This window comes from Haloferax sp. DFSO52, assembly GCF_048158745.1.
Taxonomy (GTDB): domain Archaea; phylum Halobacteriota; class Halobacteria; order Halobacteriales; family Haloferacaceae; genus Haloferax.
The window spans coordinates 1251932-1265876 of sequence record NZ_JBLOPB010000002.1; the positions used below are offsets into that span (position 1 = coordinate 1251932).

Consider the following 13945-nt stretch of genomic DNA (forward strand, 5'->3'; position numbering starts at 1 on the left):
CCGGACGACCCCTTAGGACGTGACGGACGCAGTTTGCACTGCACTTCGGCCGCCGCTGTCGGTGACTGTCACTCGAACATCGAAGGTAGCCGATCCGACTTTTTTGAGTTTGAACGTGTCAGACCCGGTCGCACTGCCTCCGCTGACCGACGAGCGTGTCGATGCGACCACGAACCCGCGACTGTCGAGGACGTCCACTGCAACGGCAGAGAGGTCACCGTCGACGTCCGCGACGCTCCAGTTTGCAGTTATCTCCGCGTGCGGGTCACGCTTGCCCGCTTCGCTGACGGAGTAGGATTCGACGGTCGGTGCCGACGGTTCCGACGGTTCCGACGGAGTTGCATCGGTCGTGAATACTATCGCACTGGCAGTGTCGGTGTCGCCGTCACTCGCGGTGGCGACTGCTCGGAATTCGTACTCGGTGTCGCTGGCGAGGCCAGACACAGATTCGCTGAACGCACCGGTGGAACTCAGCGACTGGCCACTCGTCGTGTTCGGGAAGCCACTGCCGCGTTCGCCCCACTCGAAGGCGACATCCGCGGAACTTGCGCCACCGAGGTCCGAGAGCGTCCCGTTGAGCGTCGCCGTCGACTCACCAACGCTCGTCGGGGAGTCTGTCGAGACGACCACGCCGGGATCCACCGTCGTCTGGAACGTTGATATTTGACCAGTATCCGAGTCACCGTCGCTCGCGGTCGCGATTGCCCGGAATTCGTAGGTAACGCCGCTTTCGAGGCCACTCAGAGACTCACTGAACGCTCCCGTAGACGAGCGTGTCTGCGTATCCGTCTGTGTCCACGACGAGGTTCCTCCCTGCCGGTAGTCGAACGAGACGGTTGCTGATTCTGCCCCACCGAGGTCCGAAAGCGACCCATTCAGTGTCACTATCGTCTCTCCGACATCTGTTGCAGACCCCGTCGAGACGACGACACTGGGGTCGGTTGTCGTCTCGAACGTCGATATTTGACCCGTATCCGAGTCCCCGTCGCTCGCGGTCGCGACTGCTCTGAACTCGTAGGCGACGCCGCTTTCGAGACCGCTCACGGTTTCGGTGAACCCGCCCGTCGACGACTTGGTCTGTCCTTGCGTCGAAGCCCACGACGAGGCTCCCTGCTGTCGATAGTCGAACGAGACAGTCGCTGATTCTGCGCCACCGAGGTCCGAAACCGCCCCGTTCAGCGTCGCTTCCGTCTCGGTGATGCCTGTCGCTGTGTCTGTCGTGACGGTAATCGACGTATCAGGTGCGTCGCTCGACCCAAGTGCTGCTTCGACGTCGACGAGGCCGTACCCCTGGGCAGTGCTTGGGAGGCCGACGTCTTCTGCCGTCTCCCGAAGTCGTGTCCGTGCCTCGGTGTTCGAGTAGCCAGTCGCCATCAGGTGGCCACCCGCTGCGGCGACGTGTGGGCACGCCATCGAGGTGCCGGAGAAGTACTGGTAGCCATCGATGACGGTCGAGTAGATGTAGGTTCCCGGGGCGATGAGTTCGACTTCGGGCCCGGACGAGGAAAACGACGACAGGTCGTCGTCCATCCCCAATGAACTCACTGCAATCACTGTCGAGTAGGCTGCAGGGTACAGGACACAGTCTGTACAGGGACCGTCGTTTCCGGCAGCAGCGACCAACAATACGCCGTTGTCGTAGGCGTACTGGCAGGCGTCTCGGAGGGTGCTGGACGCCGATGTCGCGCCGAAACTCATGCTCGCGACGTCGTAGCCGCGCTCGACGACCCACATGAGGCCATCGACGACGCCTGACCACGTTCCAGCGCCATAGCGTCCGAGGACCTTGACAGCGTGAATCGTTCCTTCTGTGGTGACGCCGATGGTTCCCTCGGTGTTGTCGACTGCGCCGACGATACCCGCACAGTGGGTTCCGTGGTCGTTATCGTCGTCCCACGCGGTCGTACAGCCAGAGCGACACGATTCGACGGCGTATCCGTCGCCGAGGTTGGCTTGCAAGTCTGGGTGGTCGGCGTCGATGCCAGTGTCGAGGATTGCGACGTGCGCGCCAGCACCGGTCTGGCCCGCGCTGTGCGCGACGTCCGCATCGATTCGGTCGACTCCCCACGGGAGTTCCTCACCGATGGCTTCGACGGCCCCGTCCGGTTCGACGTATCGGACGTCGGCGTGGGCAGCGAGGGCGTCGAGGGCTTGCTGGGAGAATCTTCCCGAGACCGCAAATCCGATATCGCCGAAGTCGAATTCGCGTTCGACCGCGTTTGCGCTCGCTCGGGCGGCCCGAACACCCTTCTTCGAGCGGGTTCCGACGATGTATCTCCCCGGCGGTTGTTGTCCTGTTACCTCACCTGCGAGACCGACACCTGCGAGACCGGTCCCGACTGTACGGAGAACAGTTCGACGAGAGACGTTCAGGTTATCGAGACGTTCGTTCACGGCCGAACGAGCGGAAGACAGATATATAAATTACTCTGAAAATGTAGATAGAATTAATTTAAAGATTAGTTATATGTTCTAGTGTGTTCTAGTGAATACTAGTACTGATGTTTCTGGAATAATTCGACGACACGACACACATGTCGTGAGTCCCCCGATACGACACACCCGCCGTGAATCCGACGACACGACACGCCTGCCGTGGCCACTCACCCGTGAGGATTTACCCGACTGCCGACCTTCTAACAGCTATGAGCAAAGCTCGGTTCGAGTTGTACACCGACATCGATGGCGAGTACAGGTGGCGTCTCGTCCACGACAACGGAAATATTCTCGCCGACTCCGGCGAAGGCTACGCGTCGAAACAGAAGGCAAAACAGGGCATCGAGAGCGTGAAACGCAACGTTCCAGAGGCCTCCGTCGTCGAGAAGTGATGTCGAGACGGTGGATTCGTGACGTGAACCCCACACCGCTGCCGGGTGTGGAGGCTTTTTCCGCCTCCGGTTCCGACCACTTGGTAATGACGAACGTCGCCCTCTCGAAGGAGGTAGTCGTCCGATGAACCGAAACGACAAACAAGCCTACGACCGCGGCACCTCGCTGTTCTCCCCAGACGGCCGTATCTATCAGGTCGAGTACGCCCGCGAGGCCGTCAAACGTGGCGCACCGGTCGTTGGTGTTCGAACGACAGACGGTGTCGTCCTCGTCGGCCAGCGGTCTGCACCATCGTCGCTCATGGAGACCAAGAGTATCGAGAAGATTCACAAACTCGACGACCGTCTGGGTGCTGCCAGTGCCGGCCACGTCGCCGACGCGCGCAAACTCATCGATTTCGCCCGAACGACCGCACAGCGTGAGCGACTCCGCTACGGCGAGCCAATCGCCGTCGAAGTGCTCACGAAGGCTCTCACGGACAACATCCAGGAGAGCACCCAGTCCGGTGGCACTCGCCCGTTCGGCGCGTCGCTCCTCATCGGCGGTGTCCAGAACGGGGACGCACGTCTCTTTGCGACCGACCCGTCTGGGACGCCGCAGGAGTGGAAGGCAGTCGCCATCGGCGGCCTCCGCAACGACATTCAGGAAGCACTCGAAGCGGGCTACACCGACGACCTGACGCTCGACGACGGACTCGCACTCGCGCTGTCGGCGCTTCGAGCGGCCAACGACGAACTCACCGCCGAAGAAGTAAACGCGGTCACCCTCTCCGAAGCGGGCTACACCGAACTCGGCGAAGACGAACTGGCCGAAGCGTTTGCCGACGCCGCCCCCGACGAAGCCGACGGCGACGAGGCGTAGATGCAGACCGGGTCCGAGGCGACGCTGGACCGCATCGCCATCTACCCAGTGAAGTCACTCGACCCAGAGGTCGTCGAACGCGCGGATATCGTCGAAAACGGCGCGCTCGCCGGCGACCGAGCGTACGCCATCTTCGACGGCGATGGGAACTACGTCAACGGAAAACGAGAGCGAGCACTCTTCCGAATCCGAAGTTCCGTCTCACTCGACGACGGGACGATTCGGCTCACTGCACCCGGTCGTGACGACTACGAAGGTCCAATCGACGATGCAGACGACTGGCTCTCGGCGTACCTCGGCTATCCAGTCAAACTCCGACACGACCCCGCAGGCGGATTCCCCGACGACACCACTGCCAGCGGACCAACCGTCATCTCGACGGCGACGATCGAAGCAGTCGCATCGTGGTACGACGACATCGATACCGCAGAGATGCGTCGCCGGCTGCGCCCGAACCTCGAACTCGACGCGCCCGACCCATTCTGGGAAGACCACCTGTTCGACCGGCGAGCGACACGCGTCGAGTTCACCGTCGGGGGCGTCTCGTTCGAAGGAGTCAATCCCTGTCAGCGCTGTGCCGTTCCGACTCGCAACCCCGACACCGGGTCCGAGACACCGCGATTCCGTGAGACGTTCGTAACGAAGCGTCGTGAGACGCTCCCCTCGTGGTCCGGTGGCGACTGGTTCGACCACGACTTCCGCGTCATGGTCAACACAGTCGTCTCCGAGTCGTCGTGGGGGGAGACGCTCACCGTCGGCGACACGGCCGTCGTCGGTGACGTCGTCACAGACTGAACAGGCCTGTTCTTATCGTCTGCAAGCCCTGCTCTTATCGTCTGCAAGCCCTGCTCTTCTCGCCCGCTGGCTCCGTTCTTACCACCCGCTGAACTTGTCGCGTCGGTAGAGGTCGAGTTCGCTGACGGTCGAATCGTCCTGCAACGCCGCGAACTGAATCGCGTTCGCAATCTCTTCTGGTTCGGTGACTTCGCCCGCCTCGAACCTGACTTCGAACGATTCGCCGTCTTCCGACCCAAATTCGGTTCGTACCTCACTCGGGTTGACGACGGTGATACCGATACCGGCGTCGCCGACCTGTCCTTCGAGACTGTGGGCGAATCCTCGAACCCACCACTTCGACGCGGCGTACACCGGGTTGAACGGCCGTGGATACTGGCCGGCGAAACTCCCGACGAAGACGAGGTTTCCTGCCGTCTCCCGGAGGTGCGGCAACGCGGCCCGCGAGATGTAGAAGACGCCGTCGACGTTCGTATCCATCATCTGTCGGTACTCGGCGGTCGTCATCGACTCCACGTCCGACCCTCGACCGAGGCCGGCGTTGTTGACGACGACGTCGAGTCGGCCGAACTCCTCGATGGTCTGGTCGAACGCTGCCTCGACGGCGTCTTCGTCGCGCACGTCTGTGGGCACGACGAGCGTTTCGACGCCGTGTTCGGATTCGACGGCTTCTGCGATGCTGAGCAATCGGTCTTCTCGCCGAGCGAGGAGAACGAGGTTCGCGCCCACGTCCGCGAGCGCGTGTGCTGTCGCTTCGCCGATGCCTGCGCTCGCGCCGGTGACGAGTGCAACCCTGTCTGTGAGATTCTCGCGCATGTGTGACGATGTGACGGGCACGACAATCAACGGTTCCCTCGGTGTGGCACGTTGCCGCCACTTTCACCCGCGATGTCCACACCGGGGGCCCCCCGACCACACCAGCGTCTTTACATCGTCCCGCTTGGTTGAGGGAGATATGTTCACACTCACCGGCGGTCGAGTCGTCGACGCCGATGGTTCCCGCGACGCCAACGTCGTCGTCGACGACTCGGCGGGCCGAATCGAGTCGGTCGGAGACGACGTCGAAGGTGAGACACGCGACATCTCTGGGAAAATCGTCGCACCCGGCCTCATCGACGCACACGTCCACCTGATGATGGATGGCCGCCCTGACGTCGCGTCGTACCAACGCGAGTCGGTCGAACGCGCGTGTTTCCGCGCGACTGCCAGCCTTCGGCAGACACTCGAAGCAGGCGTCACGACGGTCCGTGACCTCGGGTCGTCGGGGAATCTCGCGACGAGTGCGAAAGCCGCCGTTGCCGATGGCGACGTCCCTGGTCCGCGCGTTCTCGCCGCCGGTGAGAACGTCGTCATGACCGGCGGCCACGGCCACTGGTTCGGCCGGGAAGCGGACGGCCCAGACGAAGTCCGAAAAGCCGCCCGAGAGCAACTCAAACGCGGCGCAGACGTCGTCAAGTGCATGGCGACTGGCGGCGTTCTCACTGAAGGTGCTGTCACCGGCGCGCCCGAACTCACCGAAGAAGAGATGCGTGCACTCGTCGAGGCAGCGAGTGCAAAAGGCATCCCGACAGCGGCCCACGCCCACGGTGAACGTGGCATCAAAAACGCCGCCCGAGCCGGCATCTCCAGCATCGAACACGGGATGTTCATGGACGAAGAGGCGGCGTCCCTCCTCGTCGAACACGACACCTTCTGGGTGCCGACGGCGTCCGCAGTTCGCGAGATTGTCGAGCACGGAACCGAGGCAGGTATTCCAGCAGAGGCCGTCGCAAAAGCCGATGATGCCGCCGAGCGATTCGAAGTCGCGTGGGAACACGCGCTCGACGCCGGCGTGAAGATCGCGATGGGCACCGACGCCGGGACGCCGTTCAACGACCACGGCCAGAATGCGCTCCGCGAGATGGAACTGATGGTCGAATACGGGCTCTCGCCCGCCGAAACACTCGAAGCGGCGACGGTCAGCGCCGCCGACTTACTCGGATTGGACGACGTCGGGAAGGTCTCTGCGGGCTACGTCGCCGACCTCGTCGTCCTCGACGCCGACCCGACCGAAGATGCAACTGCGTGGCGAACGGCCGAGCAGGTGTATCGCGCTGGTTCGAAAGTGGTCTAATCGCAATACGGCAGTGGGTGTCACGGCCCCTGAGAAACGACAACCTTTTAGGAAACCACGCGATAACACAGAGTGTACCAACGTGCTCTGTTGGTGTAGTCCGGCCAATCATATCACCCTCTCACGGTGATGACCAGGGTTCGAATCCCTGACGGAGCACTTCTCTGACGAACTATCTTCCAAGCGACCGCTGCGCGTGTCGCTTGGACTGTGAGTCCGTGTGTGCGGAGGAAGGGATTCGAATCAGGGAGCGACTGCAAGGAGCGACCGTGGTTCACACGAGCGAAGCGAGTGTGGGCACGTGCAGGAACTGCATAGCGTTCGAATCCCAAGCAGGGAAACTCGTAAGTAGCTATCGTCCTTCACCCAGTGACCGACACTGGAACATCCGATTTGAGGATGACCGTCTGCGTGACGCTTCCGAAGACGGCTTTTCCGGCGGGCGAGCGCTTTCGTCCGCCCATCACGACGTGGTCGACGTCCATCTCGTCGACCAAGTCGAGGATGCCGTCTTCTGGTGGGGCACTCGCCTCAGCGATGGTGATACTCACGTCGTGGGCTTCCAGGTGTTCTCTCGCTCGATTCACGGTTCCGACGCGGGTTGGCGTCTGCATCGCTGGCGGGGCAGTTTTCTCTTCGCCTCGGAGTACGTGTGTCAGCACGACTTCGACTTCTGATAGGTCGTACGGTTGGTCGGTGACGAACCGCGCCTGTCGAAGCGCGCGGTCGTCGTCGTTGCCGATTGGAACGAGTACGCGGTACATACTGTAACGTGGTATCCGTAATCCCGTGCTTCGGTACCCACGAAACCGGGGGTGGTTTTTACTCCCTGACGGAACATCGGTCGACACCCAGTTCCGCAGGTATTTCACTACGGCGCAACTATCCAAACGAGGATGTTACTCGCCGGAACGGTGGTTGCGGACGCGACCACCATCATCGAAGACGGTGCAGTGGTCACAGTGGACGACCACATCGTTGCAGTCGGTGACAGCGCGTCACTCGCCGAGACGTACCCCTCCCACGAGCGACGTGAGTTGGACATCATCGCGCCGGGACTCGTCGGCGGGCACGTTCACTCCGTCCAGTCGCTCGGACGCGGTATCGCAGACGATGCCTCGCTGCTCGACTGGTTGTTCGACCACGTCCTCCCGATGGAAGCCGGCCTCGACGCCGACGGGATGCGTGTCGCCGCGGAACTGGGCTATCTCGAATGTATCGAGTCGGGGACGACGACGGTCATCGACCATCTCTCGGTTCGACACGCCGACCAGGCCTTCGACGCAGCAGGCGCGATGGGTATCCGTGGCCGAATCGGGAAGGTGTTGATGGACGCGAACTCGCCCGACGACTTGCAAGAAGACACCGATGCGGCACTCGCCGAGTCCGAACGACTCATCGAGCGCTATCACGACTCGTTCGACGGCCGTCTCCAGTACGCGGTCACGCCGCGCTTTGCCATCACCTGCTCAGAGGAGTGTCTTCGTGGCGTGCGCGAGCTCGTCGATGCGCACGACGGGGTTCGAATCCACACGCACGCGAGCGAGAACCGAGACGAGGTTGCAACCGTCGAAGCGAAGACCGGGATGCGCAATATCCACTGGTTAGACGAAGTCGGCATCACCGGCGAGGATGTCGTCCTCGCCCACTGTGTCCACACAGACGAGAGCGAACGTGAGGTGCTCGCAGAGACTGGGACGCACGTCACCTACTGCCCGTCGTCGAACATGAAACTCGCGTCGGGTATCGCACCAATCTCGGACTACCTCGAACGCGGTATCAACGTCGCCCTCGGGAACGATGGCCCGCCGTGTAACAACACGCTCGACCCATTCACGGAGATGCGACAGGCCAGTCTCCTCCAGAAAGTCGACTCACTCGACCCGACGAACACACCTGCTGCGACGGTCTTCCAGATGGCGACGCGAAACGGTGCGAAGGCCGCCGGATTCGACCGCGTCGGCTGTCTCCGTGAGGGGTGGAAAGCAGATATCGTCGGCCTCACGACCGACGTGACGCGCGCGACACCGCTTCACGACGTACTCTCACATCTCGTCTTTTCGGCCCACGGCGACGACGTGGTCTTCACCATGGTCGATGGCGAGGTTCTCTACGACGACGGGCAACACGTTCGGGCAGATGCGGACGATATCCGCCGCCGGGCACGAGCGTACGCTGCGACCATCGAGTCGGTCGCACCAGAGAACTGACGCGCTGCGTTCGTCTGCGACCACTCCGTTCTACCCCTGCGACCGCTTCTTTCCTTCCTCTGCGACCACTCCGTTCCACCCCTGCGGCCGCTTCGTCCCTGCCTTCATCGTCGCATCTATCACTCCGCACGACGCCACCCTCTGTATGGCCGTTCGCCTCCGCGCCGCGACGGAGTCTGACCTCTCTGCCATCCGCGCTATCTACGAACCCTTCGTCGAAGAGACTGCGATTACGTTCGCGACTGACCCGCCGAGCATCGGAGACCTCGAAACCAAACTCCGAAAAAAGACACATCACCCGTGGTTGGTCTGTGAAATCGACGGGTCGGTCGTCGGATACGCCTACGCCGGCCCCATTCGCGAGCGCGACGCCTACCGATGGGCGGTCGAAACGTCGATTTACGTCGACCCCGACTTCCAGCGCCGTGGTGTCGCTCGCGGGTTGTACACAGCACTGTTGGAGATTCTCGAACGACAGGGCTACGTCGTCGCGTACGCCGTCATCACGACGCCGAACCCACCCAGCATCGCATTTCACGAATCGTTCGGATTCGAACGCGCAGGTGTCTTCGACCGCATGGGCTACAAACACGGATCGTGGCACGATGTCGAGTGGTGGTCCCTCGAACTGCGTCAACACCCCGACGACCCGGACGACCCACTCTCGGTGGCGACAGCACAGACTCGTCAGTGGTGGAACGAAGCGCTTGCGCGCGGTGTCGATGTAATCGACGACACCACACAGTAGTTCCGAGTTACGAGTACAACGTCGTCGGTAGACTCGGCGGCACGGTACGCTCGTCTCGGTGGGACGTTACGCTCGTGCCTCGGCCGACTCGCTTTCTGCGTCAGGTTCGTCGGCGTCGCTGTCGCTATCGCTGCCGGTAGTTCCCGCCCGTTCGAGGACGTAGCGTTCGACAGCGGCAGACAGCATCGACTGCCAGTCGTCGAACTCGGTGTGTGAATCAACGTATCGGTCCCACTTGTGGGTCGGAATGGACTCGAAGGACTCCTGGTCGGAGACTTCGAACTCACTGTCGTCGACGAATCTGTCGATAGATGTCGAATCTGTATGTGACTCGACCCACGTTGGTGGAAACAAGTCTGCGAGCGTCACTTCACCGCCGAGACCCCCAATCTCGACATCGAGTGACCCTGCTGACGGTTCTGCCTCACCCATACAGGGCCCCTGAATCCCCGTGTATAACCGTGTTGCGGTTGCGTCTCGTGAAGGTCAGTTTGTCGAGATGATTTCGACCACGTCGCGGTGTGCGAGTTCGTGGTCAGAGCCGATCTGTCGCTTCGAGTGGCAGTCGATTCCGTGGAGGAGTCCGTCGCCGATGTCGGAGTGGAGGTGGTACGCGAAGTCCTCCGTGGTCGACCCTTCGGGGAGGATGAAGCAGTCTCGGAAGACCCCCTGCGAGTCGGACTTCCCGTTCGCACTGCCGGGGAAGATGGCAATCGCACCCATCACGTCGAACAGCGCCATCTCGAGGGACTGCTGGACGCCCGTGCCACCGTATTCGCCGATGAACTCACGAATCTGTTCGAGGCCCGCTTCCTGCTCGTCGCTCACGTCGCCGACGATTTCGAAGTCGTCCGCGCCGGGCTGGTAGTCGACGACACCACCTTCGTCGGCGTTCTTCAGTGCCTTCTCCGCGTGCGCGCTCGTCGGCGTGAAGGTGAGGTGGGCGTAGTCGGGGTCGGACGTTATCTCCTCGTAGTTTTCCTGTGAGGCCGGTTTGTCCATCTTGTTGGCCGCGATGATTATCGGCTTGGTTCGCTTGCGAATCTCGCGGGCGAGCGCTTCTTTGTCCTCGTCGTCCCACTCGTCGGGGTCGAGACCGATGTCCAGCGAGAGGATGACCTGTTTGATCTCGTCTTTGTTCGTCTTGAACGCGGACATCTGCTCTGCGAGGTCGACTTCGATATCTTTCTCCTCGCCGTGGTAGCCAGAGCGGTATCGGTCGATACCCTTCTCGAGGATGCCGAGATACCACATGTCGAGTTCGTTCTCGAGGAAGTCGATGTCTTCGCGCGGGTCGTGACCCTTGGTGGCCTCGCCTTCGATGTCCGTCTCACCGGAGAAGTCGACCACGTGGACCAGTACGTCTGCCTCGTTGAGGTCGGTCAGGAACTGGTTTCCGAGGCCCTTGCCCTCGTGCGCACCGGGGATGAGTCCCGCAACGTCGACGAGTTTGACAGGGACGAACCGCATTCCGTCGTCACAGTAGCCAACCGAGGGCGTACACGATTCGTCGAACTCCGGGGCCGCACACTCGACGCGAACGTACGCTTCACCGATGGACGGGTCGATCGTCGTGAAGGGATACGCGCCTTCCGGCACGTCGTTCATCGTCGCCGCATTGAAGAAACTGGATTTCCCGACGGACGGTTTTCCGACGAGACCGATCTTGTAACTCATTCGTTGGTCGGACTGCCGAGTCGAACGCTAATAACGGTTCGACGTTCGTTCGTCCTTTGCGTGGAATTATCACACTCACAGGGCCGTAACTGGTGGTTCTGGGGATGCAACTCGGGGGGTAGTTCCCCACTGATGGGTCTGTAACTCCACGTAACCGTGAGACTGGCCTCCCACCGAGGTCACAATTCTCTGTCGTCCAGTCACGTTTCCCTGTCGTCCGGTCACAGTTCTCTGCCGTCCAGTCACGTTTCCCTGTCGTCCGGTCACAGTTCTCTGTGTTCGGTGCATCTTTGTCCTCACGTCTCCGACACCCGCCAATGACCGATTCGGACGAGATGCCTGCGGCGGATGCGACGACGGCCGACGAGACACAGGGGGCAGACACCTTCGGCGTCGGTATCCACGTCACGGAGACCGAACTTCGATTCGTGGTCAACGTTCCGTCCGACATCGACTCCGGATGGACGGACCCCGACGCGTTCCAGCAACTCGTCGAACAAATCACGTGGCGCACACTCGACCAACAGGAAGTCCTCAGTACCATCGCCTCGAAGGCCCCCGACGGTGAGACAGTGTTCCTCGGCACGGTGACGCTCCGCCCCGACGAAACACTCGTCGACCACACGCTTCGGACGCCGTCGTTCGAAACGGCCTGAGTTCAAATTCGACACTCGTGAGCGACTCCGAACTGACGACCGAAACGGCGATTCGAGCGATGCAAGATACAGCGCTCTCGCAAGGACTCGCAGACGAGCGCAACGCGAGACAGTCGTTCGCCCTCGCGGGTGCGCTGGAGACGGCCAGACAGGAATCGACGACTGCGACGTTCGATAGTGGCGGTGTCACGCTCGCAGCGTCGCTCGCGTTCGTCTCGACGGTGTTCGCCGAACGGCGACTTCGCGATTCGCTTCGCTCTGCAGTCCGTGCCACCGACGACTCGGCGTGGTATCCGAGCGGTGCACCCGCACGCGTCGACGACGAACTCGTGGTCGTCGGCGCAACCCTCGCAGTCGAGCGATTCGACGTTTCAGCGGCGAGAGTTAGCACCCTTGGCGATGTCGACGCTGAAAAGATAGATTCGACCGAGTGACCGGTCACCTACTCGTCGCGTACCGCTTCGACAGCGGCGTCGCTCGGGTTCACGTGGGGTTCGAGAAAAGATTCGGTCGAAGAGAAAGCGTTAGTCGTTCCCGCTGCCCTGTCCCTTGTTCGACTTGTCCTTGTCCGTGCCGTTGTTCTTGGACTCGTCGTCTTCTTCGGAGTCGTCCTCGGTGTCTTCTGCGTCAGCGTCCTTCTTCGCGTGGTCCGGTGGACCCTGCTCGCCTTTGTCCTTCTTTCCAGCGTGGTCTGGACGTTTCTCGTCCGCCTTACCGGGGTTGTGCTCGGTCACGAACTCCGAGACTTTCTGTCCCATCGGACCCTCGATGGTGTTCTGCTTGAGACGCTCGATGAACTTGGTGACGAGCGCACCGAATGGGTCGTCTTCCGCGACTTCACCGTCGAAGGTGACCGTCTTCGAGACGGTGTCGCCCTCGTACTCGGCGGTGACTTCGATCGTCGTGTTGTTCTGGAGTGGAGCGGCGAGGTCGACCGTCCCGTTCTCGTCGGTCTCGTAGTCGCCAGCATCCGTGTAGTCACCGGTGACGGTGACGTTCGCATCCTCGACGGGTTGGCCGTCTTCCGTGACGTTGATGACGACGGTCGTGTTGTCGACCTTCTCGACCGACAGTGCGAGGTCGATGCCGCTGACTTCGACGGTGGTCTCAGCCGTCTCGTTGTTGGCGCTGGCGACGAACGTGAGGTTCGTCGTGTTCATCGGCTCGTCGAACGAGACGGTGCCGTTTTCGTCCGTCTCACTCGAGGTGTTGTCGTAGTCAGTGCCGTTGACCTTCACCGTCGCGTTGTCGACTGCGTCGCCGTACTGCGTGACGGTTGCGGTCACCGTGTCGTTGGCGTCGTCGGTATCGACGCTGATGTCGAGCGACTCACTGTGCGGGATGAGTTCTGCCTCGACGGTCGTCGAGTTGTTCCCATCTTCAGTGGAGACGTTCAGCGTGACGTTCACGCGTTCGTCTGGGTTGGGAAGTTCGACGGTACCGTCCGCGTCCGTCTGGTACGTGTCGTTGCCGCTGTAGTTCGCGCTCGACTCGACGACGACCGTCGCGTTATCGACGGTCGTGTTGTTCGTATCGTTCTGCGTCACGGTCACTGTCGCGTTGCCCGTTTCAGCGTCCTGCTCGACGCTGACCTGGAGGGACTGGTCGCTATCTGCCGCGGCGACGGCCCCGGGGACCATCGCGACGGTCAGCATCGCAATGACCATGACTGCTGTGATGAGTTTGCTGCCGCGCATGCAACCTCTCCTTCTAACCCCGATACGGTAAAAGGGGTCAATCGTGACTTCGGTTTTCGCTGAATTTCACGTTATTTGAACAGTCTTGAATCGGGCTTTCCTCTGTCGATTTCTCCCATTTTCACTGCCGAGTTCAGCGATACAAGTCCATCGAGCTTATTGTTGTCCACCGGATGGTTGCTCTCCCGCTGACGACTATCGTGCAGAGTCGTCAAATTCGAAACTAACTGCGTTGGCGGTGGAGTGATGCCTCTGTATAGGGTGGTGTCTCTGTGTAGAGTGATGTCTCTCTGTGTAGTGCGTACGTAGTGACCCGACTCGATTCGAGCGCGTGCTGTTGCTCTCGAGTCGGTGAGTCG

14 protein-coding genes and 1 tRNA gene are annotated in these 13945 nt (G+C 61.4%); 9 read left to right on the forward strand and 6 right to left on the reverse strand.

Going from position 1 to position 13945, the window contains the following annotated elements:
- Positions 1-12 precede the first annotated feature (12 nt).
- Positions 13-2394, reverse strand: a complete 2382-nt coding sequence (locus ACK3SC_RS16015) for a S8 family serine peptidase (protein WP_416841195.1) — start codon at positions 2392-2394, stop codon at positions 13-15.
- Positions 2395-2645: 251 nt separating this feature from the next.
- Here ACK3SC_RS16015 and ACK3SC_RS16020 point away from each other — a divergent pair, with 251 nt between their 5' ends.
- The 3 genes from ACK3SC_RS16020 (at position 2646) to ACK3SC_RS16030 (ending at position 4485) form a co-directional block, all read left to right on the forward strand.
- Positions 2646-2828 carry an HVO_2922 family protein gene (locus tag ACK3SC_RS16020; RefSeq protein WP_416841196.1) on the forward strand — a complete coding sequence of 61 codons (183 nt, stop codon included), beginning with the start codon at positions 2646-2648 and terminating at the stop codon, positions 2826-2828.
- A gap of 124 nt (positions 2829-2952) precedes the next feature.
- Positions 2953-3690 (forward strand): archaeal proteasome endopeptidase complex subunit alpha, encoded by a 738-nt coding sequence (psmA, locus tag ACK3SC_RS16025; RefSeq protein WP_416841197.1) that lies wholly within the window; start codon positions 2953-2955, stop codon positions 3688-3690.
- Positions 3691-4485 carry an MOSC domain-containing protein gene (locus ACK3SC_RS16030; protein WP_416841198.1) on the forward strand — a complete coding sequence of 265 codons (795 nt, stop codon included), beginning with the start codon at positions 3691-3693 and terminating at the stop codon, positions 4483-4485.
- Positions 4486-4563: 78 nt separating this feature from the next.
- On the opposite strand, the gene ACK3SC_RS16035 is transcribed toward ACK3SC_RS16030, so the two are convergent.
- Entirely contained in the window at positions 4564-5301 is a 738-nt protein-coding gene (locus ACK3SC_RS16035; RefSeq protein ID WP_416841199.1) for an SDR family oxidoreductase, read from the reverse strand.
- 139 nt (positions 5302-5440) lie between these two features.
- Between ACK3SC_RS16035 and ACK3SC_RS16040 the strand changes: the two genes are divergently transcribed.
- Entirely contained in the window at positions 5441-6598 is a 1158-nt protein-coding gene (locus ACK3SC_RS16040; protein WP_416841200.1) for an amidohydrolase family protein, read from the forward strand.
- Positions 6599-6682: 84 nt separating this feature from the next.
- Positions 6683-6757, forward strand: a tRNA-Glu gene (locus ACK3SC_RS16045).
- Positions 6758-6960: 203 nt separating this feature from the next.
- Here the strand turns inward: ACK3SC_RS16045 and ACK3SC_RS16050 are convergent.
- Complete coding sequence (locus ACK3SC_RS16050; RefSeq protein WP_416841201.1) at positions 6961-7362, reverse strand: universal stress protein; 402 nt, start codon at positions 7360-7362, stop codon at positions 6961-6963.
- A gap of 132 nt (positions 7363-7494) precedes the next feature.
- Here ACK3SC_RS16050 and ACK3SC_RS16055 point away from each other — a divergent pair, with 132 nt between their 5' ends.
- Together ACK3SC_RS16055 and ACK3SC_RS16060 are read left to right on the forward strand one after the other, a co-directional pair.
- The gene (locus ACK3SC_RS16055; RefSeq protein ID WP_416841202.1) at positions 7495-8808 is read left to right on the forward strand and encodes a 5'-deoxyadenosine deaminase; all 1314 of its coding nucleotides are present in this window, start codon (positions 7495-7497) and stop codon (positions 8806-8808) included.
- A gap of 145 nt (positions 8809-8953) precedes the next feature.
- On the forward strand, positions 8954-9556 hold the full coding sequence (locus ACK3SC_RS16060; protein ID WP_416841203.1) for a GNAT family N-acetyltransferase: 603 nt from the start codon (positions 8954-8956) through the stop codon (positions 9554-9556).
- A gap of 66 nt (positions 9557-9622) precedes the next feature.
- Here the strand turns inward: ACK3SC_RS16060 and ACK3SC_RS16065 are convergent, their stop codons facing one another.
- Together ACK3SC_RS16065 and ACK3SC_RS16070 are read right to left on the reverse strand one after the other, a co-directional pair.
- Positions 9623-9988 carry a hypothetical protein gene (locus ACK3SC_RS16065; RefSeq protein ID WP_416841204.1) on the reverse strand — a complete coding sequence of 122 codons (366 nt, stop codon included), beginning with the start codon at positions 9986-9988 and terminating at the stop codon, positions 9623-9625.
- A 54-nt stretch (positions 9989-10042) separates the two neighbouring features.
- Complete coding sequence (locus tag ACK3SC_RS16070) at positions 10043-11233, reverse strand: redox-regulated ATPase YchF (RefSeq protein ID WP_416841205.1); 1191 nt, start codon at positions 11231-11233, stop codon at positions 10043-10045.
- Between the two features lie 317 nt (positions 11234-11550).
- On the opposite strand from ACK3SC_RS16070, the gene ACK3SC_RS16075 reads away from it, so the two are divergent.
- Both ACK3SC_RS16075 and ACK3SC_RS16080 read left to right on the forward strand, forming a co-directional pair.
- Entirely contained in the window at positions 11551-11889 is a 339-nt protein-coding gene (locus tag ACK3SC_RS16075) for a hypothetical protein (protein WP_416841206.1), read from the forward strand.
- A 59-nt stretch (positions 11890-11948) separates the two neighbouring features.
- Positions 11949-12323: a hypothetical protein gene (locus tag ACK3SC_RS16080; RefSeq protein WP_416841246.1), complete on the forward strand. Its 375-nt coding sequence runs from the start codon at positions 11949-11951 to the stop codon at positions 12321-12323.
- 90 nt (positions 12324-12413) lie between these two features.
- Here the strand turns inward: ACK3SC_RS16080 and ACK3SC_RS16085 are convergent, their stop codons facing one another.
- Entirely contained in the window at positions 12414-13586 is a 1173-nt protein-coding gene (locus tag ACK3SC_RS16085) for a hypothetical protein (RefSeq protein WP_416841207.1), read from the reverse strand.
- Between the last annotated feature and the right edge of the window lie 359 nt (positions 13587-13945).